This is a genomic window from Oleiagrimonas soli (genome assembly GCF_000761445.1).
GTDB lineage: Bacteria > Pseudomonadota > Gammaproteobacteria > Xanthomonadales > Rhodanobacteraceae > Oleiagrimonas > Oleiagrimonas soli.
Genome location: NZ_KN196470.1, coordinates 620,860 through 645,380, shown reverse-complemented (window position 1 = coordinate 645,380; position 24,521 = coordinate 620,860). Strand labels below are relative to the sequence as shown.

The following is a 24,521-nucleotide window of genomic DNA, read 5'->3' as shown; positions in this document are numbered from 1 at the left end:
CGGCCATGATGGCCGCTGCATCGGAACGCCCTTCATGCTTCGTCGCGAACTCCTGAAAACCCTGGCCGTGGGCGCCGGCATGGCCGCCCTGCCGAACCTGCACGCCGCCGCGCGCGACGGCCGTCCCCTCGACGCCACTCGCTACATCCACACCCGGCTGGCCGCGCTGGAAGCCCGGCACGGCGGCCGGCTCGGCGTGGCGATGCTAGACACGTCCAGCGGACTGCGCGTGGCGTATCGCGCCGATCGCCGCTTCCTGATGTGCAGCACGCACAAGGTGCTGACCGTCGCCGCCCTGCTGGCTCGGGTGGACAGCGGCGTCGAGCGCCTGCAGCGCCGCATCGTCTTCGACCGCGACGCCGTGCTCGACTACGCGCCGATCACCCGGCATCACGTCGGCGCGCCCGGGATGACGTTGGAAGCCCTGTGCGAGGCGGCGATCACGGTGAGCGACAACACCGCCGACAACCTGTTGCTGGAAACCCTCGGCGGACCGTCCGCCGTGACCGCCTACGCGCGCAGCCTGGGCGACCGCGAGACCCTGCTGGTACGCAACGAACCGGCGCTCAATCTCGCTCTGCCCGACGACCCCAGCGACACCACCACGCCGCAGGCGATGCTGGCCGACCTGCGCGACCTGCTGCTGGGCGACGCCCTGCGTCCGGCCTCGCGGCAACGGCTGCTCGGCTGGATGCGCCAATGCAGCACCGGCACCCGACTGCTGCGCGCCGGTCTGCCGAGCGCCTGGCACTGTGCCGACAAGACCGGTCGCGGCGCCGCCAACGAGATCAACGACATCGGCCTGATCGAACCGCCGAAGGGCGGACCGCTGCTGGTCGCGGCCTACTACGCTGGCTCCATCGCCAGCGACGAAGCGCGCGAGAGCGTGCTGGCGGACGTCGGCCGGCTCGCGGTGACCCTGCACGGCTGACGCCGCGCGCTACGAATTCAGCGCGGTTCGTCCAGGCGCAGCGTCAGGCACTTGGCCGAACCGCCGGACTTCATGAATTCGTCCAGCGGCGTCTCGATGACGTCGTAATCGAGACGCTTCAGCCCCGCACGCAGCGCATCGCTGGCGCGGTTGAGCATCACCGCATCGAGCACGTCCACCGCGTTGCAGGCGAACGCCGCGGCATCGTCCGCATCGACCGCCAGCCGCCGGTGCGCCGGCACGCGCGCCTCGATCCGCGCGCGCGAGTCGTCGTCGAAGGCCCGCGGGTTGTACAGCAGCGCACCGCCCTGCAGCGGGCAGAAGCAGGTATCCAGATGATAGAAGCGCGCGTCGGCCAGCCGCAGCGGCTCCACCTCGATATCGAGCAGCGCCTGCAGCGCCGGCGCGCAGGCCGCGTCGCTGCGGTGCCCGTGGCCCATCCACAGCAGCGGCTGACCGCGGTCGAGCAAGGCGTCGCCCGCACCCTCGAAATCCAGTCCCTCGGGTAGCGCACGGATCGCGAAACCGTGCTCGGCGCACCAGCGCTCGAACAGCGCTTCCTCGCCCTGTCGCTGCGCATGGCGGAAGCGGCTCGGCACGAAGGTGTCGCCCAGCACCACGCCGGCGTTGGCCGTGAACGGCATGTCCGGCAGACCCGGCGCCGGCTCGACCAGCGCCACGTCCGCGCGCGCCTGCAGCGCCTCGTGCAAGGCGTCCCACTGCGCTTGCGCCCGCGCCTGCTGCACGTTGTCGACGTGATGCTCCATCCACGGGTTGATCACGTACGCCACCTCGAAATACGTGGGCGGACACATCAGGAAACGGGGACGCGACGTCATGCCTTCCTCCTCGACGGGAAACCTGCAGCGTAAAGCACGGGATGGAACGATTTGTTGCATGAATGCGGCACTCGCGGTTATCACCGTTGGTTGTTATGCCGCCGCATCGATGTCGGCGCCGTGCCATCATGGCCGCGAGCGACCGGCGAGCGGCCGGCCGCGCCCGCTGCCTTCGAGGTTCCGGCATGTCCGAACGCATCCTCGTGCTGTACGGCTCCTACCGTTCCGACCGCGCCGGCATCCGGCTGGCGCACTACGTGGTGGACCGCCTGCAGGCGCGCGGTGCCGAGGCCGAGCTGATCGACGCCATGCAGATCGGCCTGCCGATGCTGGACCGCATGTACAAGGAACACGCGCCCGGCGAAGCGCCCGAAGCGATGGAAGCGCTGGCCGGCAAGATTCGCGCGGCCGACGGCTTCGTGTTCGTCACCGGCGAATACAACTGGGGCATGCAGCCGGGCCTGAAGAACCTCACCGATCACTTCCTCGAAGAATGGTTCTGGCGTCCGGCCGGCATCGTCAGCTATTCGGCCGGACGACTCGGCGGCGCGCGCGCCAACCTGCTGTGGCACGGCACGCTGTCGGAGATGGGCATGGTGGTCATTTCCAGCAGCGTGCTGGTCGGCCCGATCGGCGCGACGCTGGATGCCGACGGCCAGCCGCAGGGCGACGCCGGCGCGTTGCTGGAGAAATCCTTCGCACGCTTCGCCGACGACCTGGCCTGGTGGACCGAAGCGGCGCGCATGCAGCGCCAGCGTCGCGAGCCGCCGTACTGAGTCCAGCGCCTCCCGCGGACGCCGTCCGTTATGCGCATGCTTTCTAACCGGCGCGACGGGCTGCGCTACCATAGGCCTTCACCCGATCCATCGACACGCGACTCCGCATCGTGCGCAGGCGCGGCGTCGAGCGCGCCGTCGGACACCGCGCGTCGGTCGCCGCACGACGTCTCCACACCTTGCGAGGCATCGCATCCAGCGACGACGCCAAGCCCGCACTTCGCACCCCACACCGTCCCACGTTCCGAATCCCCATGACGCGTCCGAACGCCTCCCCGTCCGCCACCGACGCCACGCACAGCCTGGCCGTCATCATCTTCTGGCTGTCCTCCGGCGCCTTCGCCATCGGCGCGGGCGAATTCGCGGCGATGAGTCTGCTGCCCTACTTCGCCAGCGAATTCCACGCCTCCGAGGCCGTGGCCGGACACGCCATCAGCGCCTACGCACTGGGCGTGGTCATCGGCGCACCGCTGATCGCCATGTTCGCCTCGCGGCTGCCGCGCAAGCACGTGCTGCTGGCGCTGATGGGCGTGTTCGCCGTCGGCAATCTGCTGACCGCGCTGGCGCCGTCGATGTGGACGATGGACCTGGCGCGCTTCCTCAGCGGCCTGCCGCATGGCGCGTTCTTCGGCATCGCCATGCTGTTCGCGGCCGACATCGCCGGCCGCGACCGGCGCGCGCAGGCGGTCAGTCAGGTCATCCTCGGCCTGGCCATCGCCAATATCGTCGGCGTGCCGGCGGTCAACTACCTCGGCCAGGAACTGGGCTGGCGCCTCGGCTTCGCGATGGTCGCGGCGCTGGCCTGCATCACCGTCGTGATGGTCTGGCGCACCGCGCCGTACAAGGGGCCGCATCCCGACGCGCATCCGCTGGCCGAGATCGACGCCTTCCGCAACCGCGACGTGCTGTTGACACTGGCGATGGGCGCCATCGGCTTCGGCGGCATGTTCGCGGTCTACACCTATTTCAGCGCCGCGTTCCTGGCCACCACGAACGCGCCAGCCTGGGGCGTGTCGGTGATCCTGATGATCTTCGGCGTCGGCAGCACGCTGGGCAACATCGTCGCCGGCGCGCTGTCCGGCGGTCGTCTACTGAAGGCGGCGCTGGCGTTGCAGATCCTGCTGGGCGTCGCCAGCGGTTTCTACGCGTTCTCCGTCGGCAACGTGATCCTGATGGGCGCTTCGCTGTTCGTCATCGGCCTCGGCGGCGGCCTGGTCGTACCGCTGCAGACGCGTCTGATGGATGTCGCCGGCAACGCGCAGACGCTGGCCGCCGCCATGAACCACGCGGCCTTCAACATGGCCAACGCGCTCGGTCCGTGGCTGGCCGGCATGGCGCTCACGGCCGGCTGGGGCTGGCGCGCGACCGGCGGCGTCGGCGTCGCGCTGTCGCTCGGCGGCATCGTCATCTGGATGGCCATGCGCTGGTCGGACGGCCGTCGCCCGGTCGAGACAGGCGCGACCGCCTGAGTCCATCGATGCGCTGCCAGCACACGCCTGCATCCGGCCATGCCGCGCATGTCCGACATGCCGCTCGGCGACGCCGTGGCGCGGCCTGTGCGCCACGCTCGATGCATCCGCCACGATGAGAACTGCATCGGACTGTGCAGGGTGCACGCGCGCCAACTAAGCAAATCCTAAGCAAACGCCCGCTATATGCGTGGCGCGCGGCCGGAGGCTCCGACACACGGAGCACAGTGCCTTGCGCTACCGCGATCTATGTTTCGCGCTGCTGAAAAGGCCGGGGGCGGTTGTATATGAAAAGGCCTGAGGCAGGACGCGAATGCGGGAACCGACACGCATCGGACGACGCATTGGCGCGCTGACCAGCGCGCTCAGGCGCCCTCGATCCGTGATTTCTACATGGACTATTCGAAGCTTTCGAGGAGATACCACATGAAATCCACCGGAAAAATTCTTGCCGCCCTTTCGCTCACCCTGCTGGCCAGTGCCGTCGTCTCGGCCAAGCCGCCGGCGCCGATGAACTACGAAGGCACGCCTGGCGGCGTGCGCCTGCTCGAGCAGGGCCAGCACCCGGCCGTCGTGCATCCGACCGTCGACGCCATGGAAAGCTGGCGCGCGCAGCATCCGAACCGCGGCCAGGCCAAGGGCGGCGGCCACGGCGGCGGCTCCACCACCAGCAACAACCTGATCTACCAGGGCGGCACCGGCGGCATCGGCGTCGAGACCGCGCCCAAGGTCTACCTGGTGGTGTGGGGTTCGCAGTGGAACAACAACGACCCCAGCGGCGAAGTCTCGATCCTCGAGTCCTTCCTGGGCAGCGTCGGCGGCAGCTCCTGGCTGAACAGCGTCACGCAGTACTGCCAGGGCGTGAGCAGCGGCACCCAGTTCTGCAACGGCGCGGGCACCGCGGCCGGCAACCAGCTGAACATCTACCAGAACGTCTGGTTCGACAACAGCTCGGCCGCGCCGAGCCATCCGACCCAGTCGCAGCTGGCCGCCGAAGCGGTCAAGGCCGCCGCGCACTTCGGCAACACGACGTCCGGCAGCAATGCCAGCACCCAGTACGTGATCGCCACCGCCACCGGCAACAGCGCCTCCGGCTTCGGCACGCAGTACTGCGCGTATCACAGCTACAGCAGCTCGAACTACGGCAACGTGGCCTACACCAACCTGCCGTACATGACCGACGCCGGCGCGAGCTGCGGCGCCAACTTCAACGGCCTGGGTCCGAAGGCCGGCATCACCATCGTCGAAGGCCATGAGCTGGCCGAGACGATTTCGGACCAGTTCCCGAGCAGCGGCTGGATCGACGGCAGCGGCGAAGAGAACGGCGACAAATGCGCCTGGATCTCCTCCGGTCAGGGCGCATCCGCGACCGTCACGCTCTCGGGCGGCACCAGCTACCCGGTGCAGTCGCTGTGGAGCAATGCCTTCAACAGCGGTGCGGGCGGTTGCGTGTTGTCGTACTGATCACGCATCCCCACGTGTGATCGGCGCCGGCGATGCCTCGTGCATCGCCGGCGTTTTCATGTCGGCATCGCCGATCAGCCCGACGTCACCACGGCCATGTCCGCCGGCATCGAATACACCGTCGGCCAGGACGGCGCGGCCAGCACGAAACCGACACGGCCCGGATCCTGCTCGAAGGCGTAGCCCTTGAGCTTCATCTTGATCCGCGTGTTGACGAAAGACGACTGCACCATCACAGGACGATTCGCCTGCAACCGGCCTTCCGTATCGCTGCGGTAGGTGTCCAGCGCCCAGCGGAAGCCCTGCTGGATCGAAGCGTCCAGCTTGCTCTGATCCGCGCTGGACATTCCCTTCTACAGAGCGGCGAACGAGTAGCTGTCGGGCAGCACGTAGAGGTAATCGCGCTGCTGCGGGGTGCCCTGAGCGACGCGCAGACGTGCGCCGATCCGGACCTGATCCTCGCCCATCCGCGTCAGCTCCAGCATCGGCGAGAACGTCACGGCAGAGGCATCCGCCGCACGCGCCGGCTGCAGTTCCGGCTGATAGAGCAGCGTGGCCGAGAAATCCTGCATCACGTGCGGCGTGAACGCGCCGCGCAGCGACAACGCTTCCTTGCCGGTGCGGCTCTTGATCGCTGCCGCGTTGGCGGCCGCGCCGAGCGGTCCCAGCAACACGCCGAGCGCCACGCCACCGCCACCGGCCTCCTGGTGATACAGCACCGTGTCGTCCATGTCGACGAACTGGTAGAGCGTGTTTTCGATCGGCTTGGGATCGGCCGCATGAACCCGGTAGGCGTGCGCGCTGCCCATGGGTTTCGCCGACTGGAACGTCGGCATGGAGACGCAACCGCACAGCATTGATAGCGCCACGCCGGCGCCGATGATGTTCCCTTTCATGTGTTCCCCTGATGACGAAACTCCCCCGAGTCGATGCAGACTCTAACGGCTTCAGGGTGGGGGAAGACAGCCGCACGGTGGCGAACGGGACGACCTCCGCGCCGCCACCGAGTGCCTGTCCCGATCCAGGGCGCGACTTCTCCTACAATGACCGGCATCTCTTCGCAGGCAGGACATCCGGCCCCATGAACGACAGGCGTATCCGACGCATCGTCATCGTCGGCGGCGGCACCGCCGGCTGGATGACCGCAGCCGCTCTGGGCCAGGCGCTGCAAGGCAACTGTCGCATCGATCTGGTCGAATCCGAACACATCGGCAGCGTCGGCGTGGGCGAGGCGACGATTCCGCCGATCAAGCTGTTCAACCAGCGTCTGGGCATCGACGAGAACGACTTCATCGCCGCCACCCAGGGCACCTTCAAGCTGGGCATCGAGTTCGTCAACTGGACGCGCACGGGCCAGCGCTACTTCCACCCGTTCGGCCAGTTCGGCGCCGAGTTCGACAAGGTACCGCTGCATCACTACTGGCTGCGCGAGCGTGCCCGCGGCGACGACACGCCGCTGGAAGAATACGCGCTGGCCTGGGTGGCCGCGCGCGCGAACAAGTTCATGCCGCCATCGAGCGATCCGCGCCAGGTGCTGTCCACACTGGACTACGCCTACCAGTTCGACGCCAGCCTGTACGCGGCCTTCCTGCGCACCTACGCAGAGCGCCACGGCGTGCGGCGCAGCGAAGGCAAAGTCACCGAGGTCAACCTGCGCGAGGACGGCTTCATTGCCGACGTCGCGCTGGAGAACGGCACTCGCTTGGAGGGCGACCTGTTCATCGACTGCAGCGGTTTCCGGGGCCTGCTGATCGAAGGCGCGCTGCATGCCGGCTACGAAGACTGGCGACACTGGCTGCCGTGCGACCGCGCGATCGCCGTACCGTGCGCGCACGGCGAAGCGTTTGCGCCGTACACGCGCTCCACCGCGCATGCCGCGGGCTGGCAGTGGCACATTCCGCTGCAGCACCGGGTCGGCAACGGGCACGTCTACTGCAGTCACTACATCAGCGACGACGAGGCCACCGCCACGCTGATGAACCATCTGGAAGGCGAAGCCTTGGGCGAGCCGCGCCTGCTGCGCTTCGTCACCGGCCGCCGTCGCCGTTTCTGGCACCGCAACTGCGTCGCCATCGGCCTGTCCGCCGGCTTCCTGGAACCGTTGGAATCGACCAGCATCCACCTGATCCAGACTGCCGTCAGCCGTCTGCTGGCGCTGTTTCCGGACCGCGATTTCGATCCGGTCACCACCGCCGAATTCAATCGCCTGACCGCTACCGAATACGAACGCGTACGCGATTTCCTGATCCTGCACTACCACGCCAACCAGCGCAGCGAACCGATGTGGCGTCACGTCGCGCGCATGGACATCCCCGAACCGCTGGCCTACAAGCTGGCGCACTTCCGCGGCCACGGCCGCCTGGTCGCCGAGCGTCTGGAGTTGTTCCAGAACCCGAACTGGCTGGCGGTGCTGGTCGGACAGGAGGTCTGGCCGGAGCGCTACGATCCGCTCGCCGACCTGCGCAGCGAGGTCGACGCGACGCGCATGCTGGCCGGCCTGCGCGACGCGATCCGGCAGACCGTCGACGCCATGCCCACGCAGCGCGAGTACATCGACCGCTACTGTCGCGCGCGTCCGATCTGACCCCGCGAACCGCGCCGCAGCTCGCTTTGCGCCGGATAGATTGATGCTAGGCTCTGCACGAACCGATCACGGCAAACGGCTGCCTCGGTACCACGGCGCTGGATGCCCTGCCCTTCTGCACAGGATGTACGCATGCGATCGATTCGGCGCTGCCTGCTGATCATGCTGCTCGCCCTCGTCGTACCGCTGTCGCCGGCCTGTGTCCACGCGACCGCGCCGTTACGGGTCATCTATCCGCGCGCCGAGTCGCAGCAGGATGCACGGCAACGCTATCCCCTCGAAGTGTTGCGCCTGGCGCTGGCGCGCAGCGGCGTGGCGTATCGGCTGCAGCCCAGCCGCACCGCCATGCAGCAAGCCCGCAGTCTGCGCATGCTGGCCTCCGGGCATGGACTCGACGTCGTCTGGACCGTGACCACCCGCGAGCGCGAGCGCCGCCTGCGCGCCATCCGCATTCCCATCGACCGCGGCCTGATCGGCTGGCGCGTGCTGCTGGTCCACCGCGGCGACCGCGCACGCTTCGCCCGCATCGACCGCGTGCGGCAACTGGCCGCCCTGCGCGCCGGCCAGGGCCACGACTGGCCCGACCTCGCCATCCTCCGCGCCAACGGCCTCCAGGTCGACGCCAGCGCGACCTACGAAGGCCTGTTCCAGATGCTGGCTCGCCGGCACATCGATTATTTCCCGCGCTCGATCGCCGAAGTCGACGGCGAGCTGAATTCGCACGCCGGGCTGCCGATCGAACTGGAACCGCACCTGCTGCTGCACTATCCATCGGCGCTGTACTTCTTCGTCCGTCCACACAACGTCGCGCTGGCCGACGCCATTCGCCGCGGCCTCGAACGCAGTCTGGACGACGGCAGTCTGCTGCGCCTGTTCCATCGCACCTACGACGCCGACCTGGACAGGCTCGATCTCGCCCGACGCACGATCCTGGAGCTGCGCAACCCGGACTTCCCCGACGATGCGCCGTTACAGAACACCGCCCTCTGGTTCCATCCGAAGTCCCACCCGTGAATCCACGCGCAACGCCCCGACGCTCGATCAGTCTTCGCCTGACGGCGGCCACCGTGCTGCTTGGCATGCTGGTGGCCGTGGCCGTGACGGCGCTGCAGGTTCGCGCCATCTACCGCAACCAGGTCACTGCGGCACGGGCACAGCTGGACGAAATCCAGCAAAGCCTCCTGCCGAGCCTCGAAGCCAGCCTGTGGCAAGTCGACGACGGCAGCACCCGACTGCTGCTCAATGCGCTGATCCACACCCCCGGCATCGGCTACGTCCAACTCGACAGCGAGGGCCGCCGCCTCACACGCGGCAAGGCCGACGTCAGCGCGCTGGTGGAACGCAGCTATCCGCTGACCCACGACGATGGTCAACGCTTCGATCTGGGCACGCTGCGCGTGGTCATCGACGACCGCATCGCAATGGCCCGCATGCACAACGCCATCGTGCGCGAACTGCTGACCACCATCGCGGCGATGCTGAGCATGTCGGTGCTGTTGCTGTTGCTGTTCCGCCGGCAGGTGACGCGACGCCTGCAGATCATGGCCGACTACGCCAGCACCCTCGACTTCGAGCGTCTGCACACACCGTTGAAGCTGGCGCAGGACCGCCCGCACAAGCGGCCCGACGAACTCGACCAGGTTGCGCAGGCACTCGACCAGATGCGCGTACGCATGCTCGACAACCTCGCCGTGCGCGTGCGCCACGAGAACGAACTGACCCTGCATCGCGAGCGCCTGGAGTCGCTGGTGCAAGCGCGCACCGCGGCGCTGGAGGAAAAAACCCGGCAGTTGGAGGAAAAGAGCCGCGAACTGGAGATGCTGGCCAATACCGACGGCCTTACGGGCGTCTTCTCGCGACGCCATTTCTTCACCCTCTTCGAGCAGGAACTGGCGCGCGCCCGACGCGGCGGCGCCACCATGACCGTGCTGATGCTCGACGTCGACCACTTCAAGCACATCAACGACACCTACGGCCACGCCGCCGGCGACCGCGTGCTGGTCCGCATCGCCGAGACCTGCCGACGCGAACTACGCCGCATCGACACCCTCGGGCGGCTGGGCGGCGAAGAGTTCGCGGCCCTGCTGCCGCGCTCGAACCGCGCGGCCGCCGCCGTCACCGCCGAACGCCTGCGCAGCGTCATCGCCGCGCTGTCGGTGGACAGCGAACAAGGCGAAGCGATCCGCTTCACCGTCTCCATCGGCGTCGCCGAACTGACTCACCCGGACGAATCCGCCGACGCTCTCATCGAACGCGCCGACGCGCAGCTCTACCGCGCCAAGCGCAACGGTCGCAATCGCGTCTGCGTGGACGAGACGCCCTCGACGGACTGAGCCACACGGCCCGCACGCCGTGCCCGCAGGCGCGACATGCCTGATACTGTGCCTCTCCGTTGCCGCCACGACACATGTATGTCCACGAACGATCGCGAACTCAAGGTTTCCTGCTCCTTCGTGCTGTCGCGCCTGCCGCCACTCGGCGCGCAGCAGACGCTGACACACCTCGCGTCCCTGCCCGCCGCCACGGATGCGATCGACGTCTACGGCGAAGGCGGCGCCGTGGCGCAGTTGGAAGCCATCACGCGCCAGCGTCTCGGCAAACCGTCTGGGCTGTTTTTCATCAAGGGCGTCACAGCGCAGTTGTGCGTACTGCGCGCCCTGGCCGAGGCGCGCAACTGCCGCAACATCGTCATTCATCCGCTCAGCCATCTGGGCATGGACGAGGCCAGCGCCGTCGAGCGCGTCGCCGGATTGCAATCGATCCGCCTCGGACACCACGAGCCATTCACCGCGGCCATGCTGGACACGGTCACCGAACCGCTGGCCGCCGTGGTCGTGGAACTGCCGCTGCGTCGCGCAGGCTACCTGCTGCCCGATCTCGACGAACTGCGCGCCATCTCCGCCTGGTGCCGCGCTCGCGACGTGCCGCTGCACTTCGACGGCGCGCGCCTGTGGGAGGCCGCCGCCGGCTATGGCGTGCCCGAAGCCGAACTGGCGACGCTGGCCGACAGCGTGTACGTGTCCTACTACAAAGGCCTCGGCGGACTCGGCGGCGCGCTGGTTGCCGGCAGCGAAGACTTCATCCGCTCGCTGCGCGTGTGGAAGACCCGCTACGGCGGCGACCTGTTCACCGCCTATCCCTACGCGCTCGCGGCGCTGGACGGCCTCGAACGGCGCGCACCGAAACTGCCCGCCTGCGTGGCGCGCGCACGCGCCCTGGCCGAGGCGCTGAAGCCGCTGTCGCGCGTGCACGTGCATCCGCAACGTCCCGACACCAACGCGTTCCAGATCTGGCTGCCGGGCACGCCCGCTGCACTGACCGAGCGCCACCGCGCCTTCGCCGCGGCGCGCGGGCAGTGGCTGTTCGACCGTTTCGGCGAAGCGCCGCTGGACGGCCACGCGATGGCGGAAATCCAGATCGAGAACGCCGACGATGCCGGTGCAAACGACGACGCGGTCGAGGCCATCGCGGCATTTCTGGACTTCAGCCGCGTCTGAATGCGACGCGCGCCGTGTAGCGCCCGATCGCCGCATGTGCACGGCGATCGCGGAAAGCGTGTGCAAGTCGGCGTTTCGGACGCGCCGCCGCGCTAAGCTGTAGAACGTCATTCCCGGCCACGCATGGCCCGGCACGCACGGGCGGCCAAGGACATGGCAGACAGGGGGAAGGAATCGATCCGCCCTCGGCAGGATCGCTTCCTCGCACGATCTCGATTCGTATCCACGATCTGTGATCTCAAGGAGGATTCATCATGTCTGCATTTCCACGTTCGATGACCGCGCGCGCGGTCGTCTCCGTCGCGTTGAGCCTGGCGCTGGGAGGCGCCGTGCACGCCGCCGGCGCCACCACCGAGCACGCCAGCACGCAAGGCGCAGTCCATTACGATCGCCTGCCCTCGCTGCGCGGTCTGCTGCCGCGTCCGGAGGATTTCTCCAGCGGCCAGGCGCATCCGGCCCGCCGCATTCCGTTCCTGGTGCAGAAGGGCAACCTGGGCGACGGTGCGCTGCAGACCAGCGCCGTGCTGAACGCGCTGCCCGCCGCCGGCGCCGGCGTCGAGGGCATCGGCGAAGGCTTCAGCGGACCGCAAGGCGCCTTCACCGTCCACTACGCGCCGCCCGACACCGTCGGCGCGGTCGGCGCCACACAGTACGTGCAGGTGGTCAACGACGCACTGGCGGTGTTCGACAAGTCCAGCAAGGCCGTGGTCTACGGACCGGTGCCGACCAGCACGCTGTGGCAGGGCTTCGGCGGCGGCTGCGAAGCCAACAACGACGGCGATTCGGTGGTGGTCTACGACCAGATCGCGCAGCGCTGGGTGGTCTCGCAGTTCTCGGTCAGCACCACGCCCTACCTGCAGTGCGTCGCCGTGTCGGCGACCAGCGACGCCACCGGTGCGTGGTACCGCTACTCGTTCTCGTACGGCAGCGATTTTCCGGACTACCCGAAGATGGGCGTGTGGCCGGACGCCTACTACGAGACCTTCAACATGTTCGGCAACACCTTCCAGGGCGCCAAGCTGTGCGCCTACGACCGCAGCGCCATGCTCAACGGACAGCCGGCGACGCAGCAGTGCTTCCAGCTCTCGGCCAGCTACGGCGGCGTGCTGCCCTCGGACCTGGACGGCAGCACGCTGCCGCCCGCCGGTTCGCCGAACTACATGATGAATTTCACCAGCAACGCGCTGAACTTGTGGCGATTCCACGTCGACTGGAGCACCCCGGGCAACACCACGCTGAGCGGGCCGATCAACATCCCGGTCGCCGGTTTCAGTGCCGGCTGCAGCGGCGGCGGCACCTGCATTCCGCAGAGCGGCACGCGCAACAAGCTCGACTCGCTGGCGGATCGCCTGATGTTCCGTCTCGCCTACCGCAACTTCGGCGATCACGAATCGCTGGTGCTCAACCACACCGTGCTGGCTGGCAGCGGCAAGGGCAATCCGACCCAGAACAACTACACCGGCATCCGCTGGTACGAGATCCGCAATCCGTCGGGCACACCGGTGGTCTATCAGCAATCGACCTACGCGCCGGACAGCACCTACCGCTGGATGGGTTCGATCGCGATGGACAAGCTGGGCGACATGGCGCTCGGCTACAGCGCATCCAGCAGCAACATCCATCCGGCGATCCGCTACACCGGCCGCGAAGTCGGCGACCCGCTCGACACCATGCAGACCGAGCAGACCATCCTCGCCGGCACCGGCTCGCAGACCGGAAGCCTGGACCGCTGGGGCGACTACAGTGCGATGACGGTCGATCCGGTCGACGACTGCACCTTCTGGTACACGACCGAGTATCTGGTCAACGACGGATCGTTCAACTGGCACACGCGCATCGCTTCGTTCAAGTTCCCGAGCTGCCAGTAACGTCTGCGCACGCATGGCCGCCCCGGTGCAACGCCGGGGCGATCATGCGCAGCCGCTCGCATCACTTCTTCGGTTTCGGCGTCGTCAGCTGCCGCTTCCATCCGCCCGGCACCTGACCGAGTCCGTGCTTGTTGAACTTGTGCTGCACGTACTCGCTCAGCGAGTGATCGGGCTGCCCCTTCGCCAGCCCCCGTCGACCGGCCTGCACCGCGGCCTTCATGCGCGAGGACGCGATCTGGTCGGTAAGCCCCGACTGTCCCTGCACGCGCAATTTGTCCACGTTGTCCAGCTGCGGATAGCGGGCTTCCAGACGTCCGAGTGCCTTCGACGGCGCGACCGGCGTGCGGTCCTGCTTGTTCAGGTGCTGCTGGTTGCTGCTGTTCTTCCACTTTATCGCCAGCGTTTCGGCCATGATGCCGGTGCCGGCGTCGTGCCGTTCCGACCCCATGGACGAACCGCCCAGCGCCGTGTGCGGCTCGTTCAGACGCAGCAGCGTCGCCGTGGCCTGGGCCTCGCTGCTGTAGGACTTCCCGCGCCACAGGCTTTCGCCCGGCGTGGGACTGAGCATGTCGCTGCCGCCCTTGACCAGCGCCTTGTTGGCGCGGCCGAGGTCGGACAGCGTGCTCATGCTCTTGAACAGCTCGGTGTACTTCGTGCTCGACGTGTCCGGCGCAGTCAGCTTCCATTGCTCCCACATCGTGCCCTTGCTCGGCGCGACCTGCGACTTGAAGCCCTCGAACACGCCGGACTTGCTGCCTCCGGGTCGCACGAACGGCGACGACATGCCCTTCGCGTATTCGCGCATCGAGCGCCGACTCTGCTCCAGACTCCGCATGCGCTTGGTCGGCGTCTTGGCGAAGCCGCCGGTATACGCCTGACGATCGTGATCCTCGTCGTCTTCGCGGTCGCGCTTGGCCGAGGAACGGAACCCGCTCAAGTCCGGCACCTCGCCCAGACCGTGCTTCGCGAACTTGCCGCGCACGTAGTCTTCCAGACCGTCGCCGTCCAGCCCCTTGGCCTTTCCTCGAGCCATCGCCTGTTCGGCGGCGAAGGTGCGCGACTTGCCGACCTGACGCAACAGGGCATCCTCACCCTGATCGCGCATCTTGCTGGTGGTGTCGAGCTGCGGATAGCGCCCTTTGAGCTCGCTCAGCACCTCGTCGCCACCGAGACGCGTGCGCTTCCTGCGCCCCCTGTGACTGTTCTTGTGTGCCCATTTCTGGCCCAGCACATCGGCCATCATGCCGGCGCCGACGTCCTTGCCGTCCATGCCCATGGCATCGGATCCGAAGGCCGTGCTCGCCTCGTTGATGCGAAGCAGCGACGCCGTCATCTGCGCCGGCTTGCTCAACGCCTTACCGTAGCGGTTCTGACCCGCCTGGCCGCTCACCAGCGCCTTGTTAGCGCGCGTGAGATCGGAGATGTGATCGATTCTCGGGAACAGCTTTTCGTACTTCGAGCTCAATCGACTGGACGGCTTGGCGAACTGCTGCGTCCAGCTCGTGCCCTCGGTGCTGGTCACGTGCGTCGCCATGCCCTGATAGGTCGTGAACGAACCGCCGTGCGGCCGCAGACCGAATACCTGCCCGGACTTCGAAGCGTCCTGCGCCTCCTGCAACGTATGCACCACCGGCAGGGACATCGGATGCAGCGCGCCGCCGAACGTCGGCGTCGTGTCCGGTTCGCGGCCTCTGCTCTTCTTGTTGGGCGGCGATAGGCGCGTACCGAACGGGCCATCGTGCGAGGTGATGGATGGCGTCCGTGCACGCTTCTTGTCGTTCCCTGTATCCATGACGCCGTTCCTGGGCATGCGATGGCGTCCCGGCAAGTGTGCGCGCCGGTCCTTCGCATACGCTAGCATCGATTTGGAGGCCGCCACACAGGCTCGCGCGCAACCCCGCATCGAAACGCAAAGGTGAAGCAGATCACGCTTGATCCAGATTTGCCGAATTCGCCCATGCAAGGCCCATGCACATTTTGTTGCCCCGGACGCCTCTTTTTATCTAAGGTTGCACACAGAACAACCGGCAAGCCATTGATAAAATAACAATTATTTTAGCGTCGCGTCAGCCCTTGTCAGACAATGCTTAGTTTCTGCTTATAGGTATTTTTCTTATTTACCCATCCTGGGGACGCTCCCTAAGGTCGAATCGCCCACCCACCTTGGAGACGTTCCGGATGGGCAGTTCCGGGAAGACGGGTCCCGCGGCGTCATCCACGCCACACAGTCTTCTTAACGCGCCGCTGTCGTCAGGGAATGGACGAAATCGAAGCGCGTACGCGCGGAACGCGCACGAATAGAAAACACGCAACCTATTGCAATCCGAAGCGTGCATTACAGCGTTCGGACCGGGGACGGCTTTGCCTGATTTCCGGATACCGGACAGTCCATTACTTCAATGGGGAGTCGAGAATCCATGGCTTGGAACATGATGAAAACGGTCGTTGCAACGGCCGTGCTCGGACTGATCTCCAGTACCGCCTACGCCGGTGCCGGACAGTCCGCGAATACCAACAACCCGCATATGAACCCGTATGCGCCCGCCTACGGCCACAGCTATCGTCACGGTGCCGTGCCGACGCGCGAGGCGCTGGCGCGCATGCACGCCTTCGCCAGCACGCAGTCCGGTCTGACCACCGCGGCGACCGGCACCGAGACCCTGAGCTACGGCGGCGGCGTCGACGGCATCGGCGTCACCAGCGGCACGCCCAAGGTCTACCTGGTCGTCTACGGCAGCCAGTGGGGCTCCGCCGGCACCGACGCCAACGGCAACATGACCCTGTCGGGCGACTCGCTGGGCGCGGTGCCCTATCTGGAGTCCATGTTCAAGGGACTGGGCACTGGCGGTGAACTGTGGTCGGGCGTGATGACCCAGTACTGCGACGGCTCGGCCGTCAGCTCCGGCTCCACCACCTGTCCGTCCAGCGCCAACTTCATCGGTTACCCGACCGGTGGCGCGTTCGCCGGCATCTGGTACGACAACTCGGTGTCCTCGCCGAGCAACGCTACCGCCGCGCAGCTTGCGCAGGAAGCGATCAAGGCCGCCGCGCACTTCGGCAACACCACGGCGGCGTCCAACCGCTACGTGCAGTACGTGATCCTGTCGCCGACCGGCACGCATCCGGACGGCTTCAACACCTCCGGCAGCGGCTTCTGCGCGTGGCATGACTGGAACGGCGACGCCGGCGTGTCCTCGTCGTACGGCGACATCGCCTTCACCAACATGCCGTACGTGGCCGACATGGGCACGAGCTGCGGTCAGGGCTTCGTCAACGGTGCCTCGGCGGGCAAACTCGACGGCTTCTCGATCGTCGAAGGCCACGAGTACGCCGAGACCATCACCGACCAGAACCCGGCCGGCGGTTGGACCAACAAAACGGGCAGCAGCTACAACGGCCAGGAGAACGGCGACGAGTGCGCGTGGATCTCCTCGGGTCAGGGCGCCAGCGCCAACGTGACCATGGGCAACGGCACCTATGCCATGCAGAGCACCTGGTCCAACGACACCAACGAGTGCGACATCAGCCATCCGATCGTGACCGGCGGCACTGGCGGCGGTGGCGGTGGCGGCGGTGGCGGCGGTTCCGGCCAGCTGCTGGGCAACACCGGCTTCGAGAGCGGTTCGGCTTCGCCGTGGTCGATGAGCTCCGGCGTACTGTGCAGCAACAGCACCTGCTCGGGTCAGTCCGCGCATGCCGGCTCCTGGTTCGCGTGGCTGGACGGCTACGGCTCGACGCACACCGACACCGTTTCGCAGTCGGTGACGATCCCGAGCGGCAACACCTCCGCGACGCTGTCGTTCTACCTGCACATCGACACGGCCGAGACCACCACCTCCAGCGCATACGACAAGCTGAAGGTGCAGGTGCTCAACAGCAGCGGCACGGTGCTGGCGACGCTGCACACGTACTCCAACCTCAATGCGGCGTCGGGTTACGTGCAGCACAGCTTCAGCATGAACAGCTACATCGGTCAGACGGTGACCATCAAGTTCCTCGGCACCGAGGACGGTTCCCTGCAGACCTCGTTCGTGCTGGACGACATCACGCTGAACGCGAATTAAGAACCACCGCAACGCGTCCGCCGCAAGGCCGATGCGAGGCAACACGAAACGGGGCCGTTCACGCGGCCCCGTTTCCATGTGCGCTGCCGATGCGCACCCAGACCCGACACGCACGCAACATCGCAAGATGCGCAAAGATACAGGCCTCCGCAGGCGTCATCGTGACGGCCTGAATCGAGAGGGCCGATCGTGTCGCCGACTACAGCCGATGCCTACACGCAGCGTTTCGAGGCGGTGTTCCGCTACATCGAACTGCATCTGTCCGAACCGCTGAGCGTGGAGCGGCTGAGCCGCGTGGCGCATTTCTCGCCGTTCCATTTCCATCGCCAGTTCTCGCAGCATGCGGGCATCAGCGTGACGCGCTACATCCAGCTCATGCGTCTGCGCCGCGCTTCGCATCGACTGGCGTTCGAGGATCAGCGGCGCATCATCGACATCGCACTGGAAGCCGGCTTCGAGAGCGCCGCCGCGTTCTCACGCGCCTTCCGCAACGCGTTCGACCAGTCGCCCTCGCAATTCAGGAAGCACCCGGCGTGGCCGCCGTGGTGCGAACGCTACCGACTTCCTGTCCGAGCACGGAGACATCCCATGGACGTACGCATCATCGATTTTCCCCAGACCCGCATCGCGACCCTCGAACACCGCGGGCCGCCCGAAAAGGTCAACGACGCCGCGCGCGTGTTCATCGAGTGGCGCAAGGCGAGCGGTCTGTCGCCAGTGACCCACAGCGAGACCTTCGGCATCGCCTACGACGATCCCGATACCACCGATCCGCAGCAGTTCCGTTTCGACATCGCCGGCTCCGTCGAACACGACGTGCCCGCCAATCCGCAGGGCATCGTCACGCGCTTCATTCCGGGCGGCCGCTGCGCGGTGGTGCGGCACCACGGTTCGCACGAGCGTCTGGGCGAAGCGGCGTACTACCTCTACCGCGAGTGGCTGCCGGAGAGCGGCGAGGAACTGCGCGACTATCCGCTGTTCTTCCACTACCGCAATCTGATTCCCGACACGCCCGAGCACGAGCTGATCACCGACGTGCACCTGCCGCTGCGCTGAGGCGTCGCCGCATCCGAATCCACCGTCGATCATTGAGGCTCGCCGTCATCGGGCGGCGAGCTTCCACGCCGCCCGACTGCGCCAGCGGCACGTCCACGATGGTCGACCGCCCTCGGTCGACGCAGCGAACGTCCAGGCCATGGCGCCGACGCACAGAAGTCGCCTCCACCACCATCGCCCATCCATCCCGCTTCACGGCACAGGCATGGTCGCCGCTTCGATCATCGTGCCGGGCATGCCACGCATCCGCATCGTCGCATGCCTGCTTTCGGTGGCGGGCTCACGCTCGGTCCGACGCTCCGTGCTCGCCGGCGTGACCGCCCTTGCGCGCCAATCCGGCCTGCATGATGCGGTCGGTCCAGGCGATGCCGATGGCCGACAGGATGAAGACTACATGGATGATGGTCTGCCACATCACGCCGGTCGAGGTCAGCGTGCCGCAGGCCAGCGGCTGGTTCGGGTCCAGCGCCTGCGCCGCAGCCAGTGCCTGCGGCGTGCAGAACGGCAGACCGCCGATCGAACCCGCGGCGATGAAGGTCTTCAACAGATGGATCGACGAAATGCCGATGATCGCCATCGCCAGTTTCACTTTCAGCACGGACGCATTGACGTGCGACAGCCACTCCGGCTGATCCGGATGGCCTTCCAGTCGCAGACGCGAAACGAAGGTTTCGTAACCGCCGACGATCACCATGATGAGCAGATTGGAAATCATCACCACGTCGATCAGGCCGAGCACGATCAGCATGATCTGCTGTTCGCCCAGATGCGGCGCGTCGTGGATCAGGTGCCACAGCTCCTTCACGAACAGGAACACGTACACGCACTGCGCCACGATCAGGCCCAGATACAGTGGCAGCTGCAGCCAGCGCGAACCGAAGATGAAGAAACGGAGCGGCTTGAAACCGGGATTCGTGGGTGCGTGCATCGACAGGCTCTGTGAAGGAATCGACGCCAGCGTAGCCGTCCGCCCGCGGGCTGCCAAGCCGTCTGGCGAAGGCCTGGCGATACGCGCATCGAGGTCGCGCAGAACCGCCATCGCGTGCTTCGCCTGCACGGCGATACGCACACGGCTCGCAAGCCCGCGCGCCGTTCGATCTACCGACGATCGAGGCGTAGATGCGTGCGGAAGAAGGTCGCCATCGTCGCCAGCGCTTCGCGCGATTCGGGCAGGTTCGGATTGTTCCAGAACGTGTGCGGCAGCGCCTCGAACACCACCAGCCGGGTCGGCACGCCGTCACGCCGGAACGCGCGTTCGAGCAGGGTCGTTCCGCTGAGCAGAAGATCGCGCGTGCTGGTGATGAACAACGTCGGCGGCAGGCCGTGCAAATCGGCGAACAGCGGCGAAAGCAGCGGATCCCGCGGATCGGTCTTGCCCACGTATTCCGGAATCAACGGCACGCCGGAGCGGTGCGGTTGCAGCGGACCGGACAGACCGTTAAGTCCGAACAGCGCCATCGAATCGCCGGCGCGCGAGAAATCGCCGAACCCGGAGAACACGCCCAGCGCCGCCGGCTGCGGCAGATGCCGCTGCTTCAGCGCCACCGCGATCTCTCCGGTCAGCACGGCGCCGGCCGACGAACCGTAGATGACGATGTGATCGGCCCGGTAGGTCTTCAGCAACGTCGCATAGACGCGTACCGCGGCATCCAACGCGGCCGGAAACGGATGTTCCGGCGACAACGGATACAGCACGGACACCACCCGCACCTTCAGCGTGTGTGCCAGCGGAATCGACTCGGTCAGCGAACCGGAATCGACCACGAAACCGCCGCCGTGCACGTTCATCAGCACGTAGCCGCGATGCGACTCGGGCATGGTCGGCGGCGTCACCACGCGCACCGGCACGTCCGCAATCCGCGTCGATGTCACCGTCACCGGGTAACGCTTCAGCAGCACCTTCGCCGCGCCCGCCTGCCAGGCATCGGTGGCCTCGCGCTGCTGTGCAATCGAATCGTTCGAGGACGCATCGGACAGGCGTCCGGCGAGCATCGCCTGCGCCTCGGCACTGACGGTCTTCGGCACCGGCACCACTCGCGTCACGTGGGCCGTGCCATGCGCATCGATGTAACTCGTGTCGGCACGCGCCGCACTTGACGCCGTGGTGGCCGGACGCGGCGCCGAAGGCGGTGCGGCGGCCACGGCGGCCGTCGTCCATAGCAGCATCGAGATCAGGTATCGCGGTTTCATCGGTCTCTCCCATCGAATGCGCGAACACGCGAAGCGACGAACGCGAGGCGCGCGGTCAGCACATGCCAGCCAGACCTACGCGGGCGTCCGAAGTATCCGTCCGCAACGACACATGTCACGAGCATAGCGACCACTTCGCACCCTGTCCGATCCGCGCTTGCCGTCCTGCGCGGTGTCACGCCGATGAGGGCGCATGGCGCTGGCCAAGCACTGGTTGCGTCGCGGCGAAGAAGGCATCGCGCGCATCGCCGAGCGCGCGGGCTACAGCTCGGCGAGCACCTTCAGCGTGGCGTTCACCCGCCATGTCGGGCAGCCGCCAACGCACTTCGCGCGAACACCGCTGCCACCAGCGGACGACGACGCGTCAGCCGCATCCCTGCCAGTCGCATGATCCGCGCGTGCTTCCGCCACGCCGCGCGCTGGCAGGCTTCGATGTGCGATGCCACGGCGCTAGCCGTCCGTGTCGACCGTGGACGACGGCGTGTCCAGGCGCGATGCGACCCACTCGCGGCCCTCGGCGCGCACCGGGTTGTAGACCACCATGCTCAGGTCCGGTCGGCCGTCGACCGCGAACGCCGAGTACTCAAATGAGAGCGGCCCCAGCTCCGGGTGCTTGATGTGCTTGACGCCCTCGCCGTGCGTGCGCACGTCGTTGTCGTGCCACATCGCCTCGAACTCCGGGCTGCAGCGACACAGTTCCTCGACCAGCGGCTTGACCGCCTCGTCGGCGCCGGCGCGCGCCGCATCCACGCGGAAGGCGCCGACCACGAAACGCGCCACGCTCTCCCAGTCGTACTGGGCGGCGCGGGCGCGCGGGTCGAGAAAGATGTACATCAGGATGTTGCGCCGCTCCGGCGGCAGCGATCCGTAATCGATCAGCATGACCGACGATGCCCGGTTCCACGCCACCACATCCCAGGTCGCCGTGCGCATGATCGCCGGACACGGTTCCAGCGCGTCAAGCACGCGCTGCAGCCGCGGCGTCACGCCTTCGCTGACGCGGTAGCGCACCTCGGGCGGACGACCCAGACCGAGCAGGAACAGGTGTTCGCGTTCCACATCGGTCAGCATCAGCGCATGCGCGAGGCGATCGAGCACGTCGGCCGACGGCGCACCACCGCGCCCCTGCTCGAGCCACGTGTACCAGGTCGTGCTGATGTTGGCGCGCTGCGCCACTTCCTCGCGGCGCAGGCCCGGCGTGCGCCGGCGCGTCGCGGAAAAGCCGAACGCCGCCGGATCGAGCTTGCCCCGACGGTCGCGCAGGTAAGCGCCCAGACGGTTTTCGCGTGTCATGCCCGCCGCATCCTGTTACTCGCTATACCCTTATAAAGTCACGACTTTACCCGGATAAATGCAAGCGTCGATAGTAGCGCATCCCCACCACGGAGTACGAACCATGCGTGTTTTCGTCACCGGCGCGACCGGATTCATCGGCTCGGCCCTGGTTAAGGAACTGATCGCGGCCGGCCATCAGGTCCTCGGCCTGTGCCGCTCCGAAGCCAAGGCTCCAGCCCTGCGCGAAGCCGGCGCCGAAGTGCATCCCGGCACACTGGAAGACCTGGACAGCCTGCGCGCCGGCGCCAGCGACACCGATGCCGTCGTCCACCTCGCCTTCAACCATGATTTCTCGCGCTACGTCGCCAACTGCGAGGACGACCGTCGCGTCATCGCCACGCTGGGCGAGACGCTGATCGGCTCCAAGCGTCCGCTGATCGTGACTTCCGGCACCGGCATGGCCCGCAACGCGGATGGAAAGCCGGCCACGGAACGCGACGATCCCGTCGACGCCGGCACGGTGCCGCGCGCGGCGTCGGAGGAAGCCGCCACCACACTAGTCGAACGCGGCGTCAACGCGAGCATCATGCGCCTGCCGCAGGTGCACGACACCAGGCACCAGGGCCTGATGACCTACGCCATCGAGGTCGCCCGGCAAAAGGGCGTGTTCGCCTATGTCGGCGACGGCAGCCAACGCTGGCCGGCCGCGCACGTGTCGGACGTCGCCCGCCTGTACCGGTTGGCGCTGGAACACGCGCAGCCGGGCGCGCGCTATCACGCGGTCGCCGAGGAAGGCGTATCGATGCGCGCGATGGCCGACATCGTCGGTCCGCGTCTGGACCTTCCCGTCCGCTCGATCACGCAAGAGGAGGCCGCCGAACATTTCGGCTGGCTCGCCGGTTTCGCCGGTCTCGACCTGGCCGCGTCGAGCGTACTGACGCGCGAAGCGCTGAACTGGCATCCGTCCGGACCGGGCATGCTGGCCGACCTCGCGCTGCTGGAACTGCCCGCCGACTGAAGCGACAGGGTCATGACGTCGGGCGCGCGCGTCGCAGCGCGCGTCCGACTAGCCGGCTTGTTGCGCGTCAGCGCAGCGGCACCTCCGCCAGACGGCCCGAGCAACGCACGGGCGCGCCGCCGCGGATCAGCTGACTCGCATCGTTCGAACGCACCGTGACCACGGTGCCGGACACGCACTGCTGATCGGGCGCGAGAGTTCGAGCTTGCAACGCCTCGCGCTGACGTGCCGCCTCCTGCGCGCGTTGCCGCGCGGCCTCGGCGCGCTGGCGAACGGCCGCCGCAGCCATGTCGCGCTGGGCATGCTGCAGCGACGTCTGCATCACGTAACCCACGATCGCATCGCGCACGCCGCCGACCGTGGCCACGATCAGCGAAAACACCAGCAACGCGGCCAGCACGGCCCAGAACATGCCCTTGTCCATGCGCCCCCTAGGCGCAAGCGCGGCGTCGGCGCGCGCCTCTCGACGCGTGCGCGTCAGGCCGCCCGCGGCGCGCCCGATCCACTCAGCGAGTCGATCCGGCCTCCGGCCCGATCATGCCGATCGAGCGCAGCCAGGCCGCGGCCAAAGTCGGCCAGCCGGTGATGGGCTGCTTGGTGCGCCGAAGACCGAAGGCATGCCCGCCGTGCGCGTACAGATGCATTTCGGCAGGCACGTGAGCCTTCGCCAGCGCCGTGTAATACACCAGCGACTGATCGACGCCGTCGACGTAATCGTCCTCGGCCTGCACCAGGAACGTCGGCGGCGTGCGCTTGGATACCGGCACGTTCGGATTGAGCGTGTCGCCGTGCGCGGTCAGGTGACCGGGATAGATGCCCAGGGCGAAGTCCGGGCGGTCGCTGAGCTTGTCGGCCGCATCGACCGGCGCGTACGTGCGTCGCGCGAACTGGGTGCTGACCTCGGCGACCAGGAACCCGCCGGCCGAGAAGCCCATCACGCCGACCTTGTGCGGATCGATGCGCCAGGCCTTGGCATGCGCCCGCACCAATCGCAAGGCGCGCTGCGCATCCTGCAGCGACGGTACCGAAAGCTCCAGATTGTGCGGCCGGCAGTTGCAGCGCCAGCGGTAGGGAATGCTCGGCACGCGGTACTTCAGCAGCACGCACGTCGCGCCAATCGACGTCACCCAGTCGCAGGCCTCGGTGCCTTCCAGGTCCATCGCCAGGATCTCGAAGCCGCCGCCCGGAAACACCACCACCGCGGCGCCCGAGTTGTGGCCCTTCGGGGCGTAGACCGTCATCGTCGGGCGCGTCACGTTGGTCACGGCCTGCACCGACTTGCCGCCGATGGTGCCCTTGCTCACGGTCATCTTCTCCGGCCCCGGCACCGGCTTCAGGTCCGGCGCCTTGCCGGGCCACAGCGGCATCTGGGCATGCCCCGGCGCGGGCTGCCACACCGTGGTCCCCCGCGCCTGAGCCCAGGTACTGACCGTCAGCAGCACCGCCACGAGCATCCATCCAAACTTCATCGCCCTTCTCCGTGTCGACAT

21 protein-coding genes and 1 pseudogene are annotated in these 24,521 nt (G+C 67.2%); 13 read left to right on the top strand and 9 right to left on the bottom strand.

Annotation, left to right across the window (positions count from 1 at the left end; translation table 11 throughout):
- Window positions 1–34: 34 nt before the first annotated feature.
- Complete coding sequence (gene bla, locus LF63_RS02770) at window positions 35–931, top strand: class A beta-lactamase (protein WP_043099477.1); 897 nt, start codon at window positions 35–37, stop codon at window positions 929–931.
- 17 nt (window positions 932–948) lie between these two features.
- Here bla and LF63_RS02765 read toward each other — a convergent pair whose 3' ends face one another.
- Window positions 949–1,770, bottom strand: a complete 822-nt coding sequence (locus tag LF63_RS02765; RefSeq protein ID WP_043099475.1) for a dimethylarginine dimethylaminohydrolase family protein — start codon at window positions 1,768–1,770, stop codon at window positions 949–951.
- A gap of 185 nt (window positions 1,771–1,955) precedes the next feature.
- On the opposite strand from LF63_RS02765, the gene LF63_RS02760 reads away from it, so the two are divergent.
- The 3 genes from LF63_RS02760 to LF63_RS02750 all read left to right on the top strand — a co-directional run bounded on the left by LF63_RS02760 (window position 1,956) and on the right by LF63_RS02750 (window position 5,479).
- Window positions 1,956–2,546, top strand: a complete 591-nt coding sequence (locus LF63_RS02760) for an NADPH-dependent FMN reductase (protein ID WP_043099473.1) — start codon at window positions 1,956–1,958, stop codon at window positions 2,544–2,546.
- A 254-nt stretch (window positions 2,547–2,800) separates the two neighbouring features.
- A complete protein-coding gene (locus LF63_RS02755) occupies window positions 2,801–4,015 on the top strand; it encodes an MFS transporter (RefSeq protein ID WP_052394610.1) in 1,215 nt (404 codons plus the stop codon).
- A 426-nt stretch (window positions 4,016–4,441) separates the two neighbouring features.
- Entirely contained in the window at window positions 4,442–5,479 is a 1,038-nt protein-coding gene (locus LF63_RS02750) for a hypothetical protein (protein ID WP_052394608.1), read from the top strand.
- Between the two features lie 74 nt (window positions 5,480–5,553).
- Here LF63_RS02750 and LF63_RS02745 read toward each other — a convergent pair whose 3' ends face one another.
- Both LF63_RS02745 and LF63_RS02740 read right to left on the bottom strand, forming a co-directional pair.
- Window positions 5,554–5,826 carry a hypothetical protein gene (locus LF63_RS02745; RefSeq protein WP_043099471.1) on the bottom strand — a complete coding sequence of 91 codons (273 nt, stop codon included), beginning with the start codon at window positions 5,824–5,826 and terminating at the stop codon, window positions 5,554–5,556.
- 6 nt (window positions 5,827–5,832) lie between these two features.
- The gene (locus tag LF63_RS02740; RefSeq protein WP_043099470.1) at window positions 5,833–6,375 is read right to left on the bottom strand and encodes a hypothetical protein; all 543 of its coding nucleotides are present in this window, start codon (window positions 6,373–6,375) and stop codon (window positions 5,833–5,835) included.
- Window positions 6,376–6,560: 185 nt separating this feature from the next.
- On the opposite strand from LF63_RS02740, the gene LF63_RS02735 reads away from it, so the two are divergent.
- The 5 genes from LF63_RS02735 to LF63_RS02715 all read left to right on the top strand — a co-directional run bounded on the left by LF63_RS02735 (window position 6,561) and on the right by LF63_RS02715 (window position 13,428).
- Window positions 6,561–8,063, top strand: coding sequence for a tryptophan halogenase family protein (locus LF63_RS02735; RefSeq protein WP_043099469.1), 1,503 nt, complete (start codon window positions 6,561–6,563; stop codon window positions 8,061–8,063).
- A 132-nt stretch (window positions 8,064–8,195) separates the two neighbouring features.
- Window positions 8,196–9,077: a hypothetical protein gene (locus tag LF63_RS02730; RefSeq protein WP_043099468.1), complete on the top strand. Its 882-nt coding sequence runs from the start codon at window positions 8,196–8,198 to the stop codon at window positions 9,075–9,077.
- Entirely contained in the window at window positions 9,074–10,396 is a 1,323-nt protein-coding gene (locus LF63_RS15145; protein ID WP_052394606.1) for a GGDEF domain-containing protein, read from the top strand. The genes LF63_RS02730 and LF63_RS15145 overlap by 4 nt, the downstream gene beginning before the upstream one ends.
- Before the next feature lie 78 nt (window positions 10,397–10,474).
- Window positions 10,475–11,560, top strand: coding sequence for a threonine aldolase family protein (locus LF63_RS02720; protein WP_043099467.1), 1,086 nt, complete (start codon window positions 10,475–10,477; stop codon window positions 11,558–11,560).
- A gap of 254 nt (window positions 11,561–11,814) precedes the next feature.
- The gene (locus tag LF63_RS02715; protein ID WP_235205259.1) at window positions 11,815–13,428 is read left to right on the top strand and encodes a hypothetical protein; all 1,614 of its coding nucleotides are present in this window, start codon (window positions 11,815–11,817) and stop codon (window positions 13,426–13,428) included.
- Window positions 13,429–13,489: 61 nt separating this feature from the next.
- On the opposite strand, the gene LF63_RS02710 is transcribed toward LF63_RS02715, so the two are convergent.
- Window positions 13,490–15,220: a hypothetical protein gene (locus LF63_RS02710; RefSeq protein ID WP_043099463.1), complete on the bottom strand. Its 1,731-nt coding sequence runs from the start codon at window positions 15,218–15,220 to the stop codon at window positions 13,490–13,492.
- A 637-nt stretch (window positions 15,221–15,857) separates the two neighbouring features.
- Here LF63_RS02710 and LF63_RS02705 point away from each other — a divergent pair.
- Both LF63_RS02705 and LF63_RS02695 read left to right on the top strand, forming a co-directional pair.
- The gene (locus LF63_RS02705; RefSeq protein WP_152569228.1) at window positions 15,858–17,492 is read left to right on the top strand and encodes a hypothetical protein; all 1,635 of its coding nucleotides are present in this window, start codon (window positions 15,858–15,860) and stop codon (window positions 17,490–17,492) included.
- Between the two features lie 189 nt (window positions 17,493–17,681).
- Window positions 17,682–18,548, top strand: a complete 867-nt coding sequence (locus LF63_RS02695) for an AraC family transcriptional regulator (protein WP_043099461.1) — start codon at window positions 17,682–17,684, stop codon at window positions 18,546–18,548.
- 280 nt (window positions 18,549–18,828) lie between these two features.
- Here LF63_RS02695 and LF63_RS02690 read toward each other — a convergent pair whose 3' ends face one another.
- Window positions 18,829–19,476: a TIGR00645 family protein gene (locus tag LF63_RS02690; protein WP_043099459.1), complete on the bottom strand. Its 648-nt coding sequence runs from the start codon at window positions 19,474–19,476 to the stop codon at window positions 18,829–18,831.
- Between the two features lie 170 nt (window positions 19,477–19,646).
- Window positions 19,647–20,738, bottom strand: coding sequence for an alpha/beta hydrolase (locus LF63_RS02685; RefSeq protein ID WP_152569227.1), 1,092 nt, complete (start codon window positions 20,736–20,738; stop codon window positions 19,647–19,649).
- Window positions 20,739–20,928: 190 nt separating this feature from the next.
- Between LF63_RS02685 and LF63_RS02680 the strand changes: the two are divergent.
- A pseudogene (locus tag LF63_RS02680) lies at window positions 20,929–21,129 on the top strand (helix-turn-helix domain-containing protein); the annotation flags it as partial.
- Window positions 21,130–21,188: 59 nt separating this feature from the next.
- Here the strand turns inward: LF63_RS02680 and LF63_RS02675 are convergent.
- Window positions 21,189–22,031: a helix-turn-helix transcriptional regulator gene (locus LF63_RS02675; protein ID WP_052394602.1), complete on the bottom strand. Its 843-nt coding sequence runs from the start codon at window positions 22,029–22,031 to the stop codon at window positions 21,189–21,191.
- A gap of 103 nt (window positions 22,032–22,134) precedes the next feature.
- Between LF63_RS02675 and LF63_RS02670 the strand changes: the two genes are divergently transcribed.
- On the top strand, window positions 22,135–23,031 hold the full coding sequence (locus LF63_RS02670) for an SDR family oxidoreductase (protein ID WP_043099455.1): 897 nt from the start codon (window positions 22,135–22,137) through the stop codon (window positions 23,029–23,031).
- Window positions 23,032–23,098: 67 nt separating this feature from the next.
- On the opposite strand, the gene LF63_RS02665 is transcribed toward LF63_RS02670, so the two are convergent.
- Both LF63_RS02665 and LF63_RS02660 read right to left on the bottom strand, forming a co-directional pair.
- On the bottom strand, window positions 23,099–23,455 hold the full coding sequence (locus LF63_RS02665) for a hypothetical protein (RefSeq protein ID WP_043099453.1): 357 nt from the start codon (window positions 23,453–23,455) through the stop codon (window positions 23,099–23,101).
- Between the two features lie 82 nt (window positions 23,456–23,537).
- The gene (locus tag LF63_RS02660; protein WP_043099452.1) at window positions 23,538–24,500 is read right to left on the bottom strand and encodes an alpha/beta hydrolase; all 963 of its coding nucleotides are present in this window, start codon (window positions 24,498–24,500) and stop codon (window positions 23,538–23,540) included.
- Window positions 24,501–24,521 lie beyond the last annotated feature (21 nt).

Excerpts from the sequence above, each read along its gene's own strand:
- LF63_RS02750 (WP_052394608.1), top strand. The coding sequence starts at position 4,442 with ATGAAATCCACCGGAAAAATTCTTGCCGCCCTTTCGCTCACCCTGCTG.
- LF63_RS02670 (WP_043099455.1), top strand. The coding sequence starts at position 22,135 with ATGCGTGTTTTCGTCACCGGCGCGACCGGATTCATCGGCTCGGCCCTG.
- LF63_RS02720 (WP_043099467.1), top strand. The coding sequence starts at position 10,475 with ATGTCCACGAACGATCGCGAACTCAAGGTTTCCTGCTCCTTCGTGCTG.
- LF63_RS02660 (WP_043099452.1), bottom strand. The coding sequence starts at position 24,500 with ATGAAGTTTGGATGGATGCTCGTGGCGGTGCTGCTGACGGTCAGTACC.
- LF63_RS02730 (WP_043099468.1), top strand. The coding sequence starts at position 8,196 with ATGCGATCGATTCGGCGCTGCCTGCTGATCATGCTGCTCGCCCTCGTC.
- LF63_RS02735 (WP_043099469.1), top strand. The coding sequence starts at position 6,561 with ATGAACGACAGGCGTATCCGACGCATCGTCATCGTCGGCGGCGGCACC.
- LF63_RS02690 (WP_043099459.1), bottom strand. The coding sequence starts at position 19,476 with ATGCACGCACCCACGAATCCCGGTTTCAAGCCGCTCCGTTTCTTCATC.
- LF63_RS02755 (WP_052394610.1), top strand. The coding sequence starts at position 2,801 with ATGACGCGTCCGAACGCCTCCCCGTCCGCCACCGACGCCACGCACAGC.
- LF63_RS02705 (WP_152569228.1), top strand. The coding sequence starts at position 15,858 with ATGATGAAAACGGTCGTTGCAACGGCCGTGCTCGGACTGATCTCCAGT.
- LF63_RS02745 (WP_043099471.1), bottom strand. The coding sequence starts at position 5,826 with ATGTCCAGCGCGGATCAGAGCAAGCTGGACGCTTCGATCCAGCAGGGC.
- bla (WP_043099477.1), top strand. The coding sequence starts at position 35 with ATGCTTCGTCGCGAACTCCTGAAAACCCTGGCCGTGGGCGCCGGCATG.
- LF63_RS02675 (WP_052394602.1), bottom strand. The coding sequence starts at position 22,031 with ATGACACGCGAAAACCGTCTGGGCGCTTACCTGCGCGACCGTCGGGGC.
- LF63_RS02765 (WP_043099475.1), bottom strand. The coding sequence starts at position 1,770 with ATGACGTCGCGTCCCCGTTTCCTGATGTGTCCGCCCACGTATTTCGAG.
- LF63_RS02710 (WP_043099463.1), bottom strand. The coding sequence starts at position 15,220 with ATGGATACAGGGAACGACAAGAAGCGTGCACGGACGCCATCCATCACC.
- LF63_RS02740 (WP_043099470.1), bottom strand. The coding sequence starts at position 6,375 with ATGAAAGGGAACATCATCGGCGCCGGCGTGGCGCTATCAATGCTGTGC.
- LF63_RS02685 (WP_152569227.1), bottom strand. The coding sequence starts at position 20,738 with ATGAAACCGCGATACCTGATCTCGATGCTGCTATGGACGACGGCCGCC.
- LF63_RS02665 (WP_043099453.1), bottom strand. The coding sequence starts at position 23,455 with ATGGACAAGGGCATGTTCTGGGCCGTGCTGGCCGCGTTGCTGGTGTTT.
- LF63_RS02715 (WP_235205259.1), top strand. The coding sequence starts at position 11,815 with ATGTCTGCATTTCCACGTTCGATGACCGCGCGCGCGGTCGTCTCCGTC.
- LF63_RS02760 (WP_043099473.1), top strand. The coding sequence starts at position 1,956 with ATGTCCGAACGCATCCTCGTGCTGTACGGCTCCTACCGTTCCGACCGC.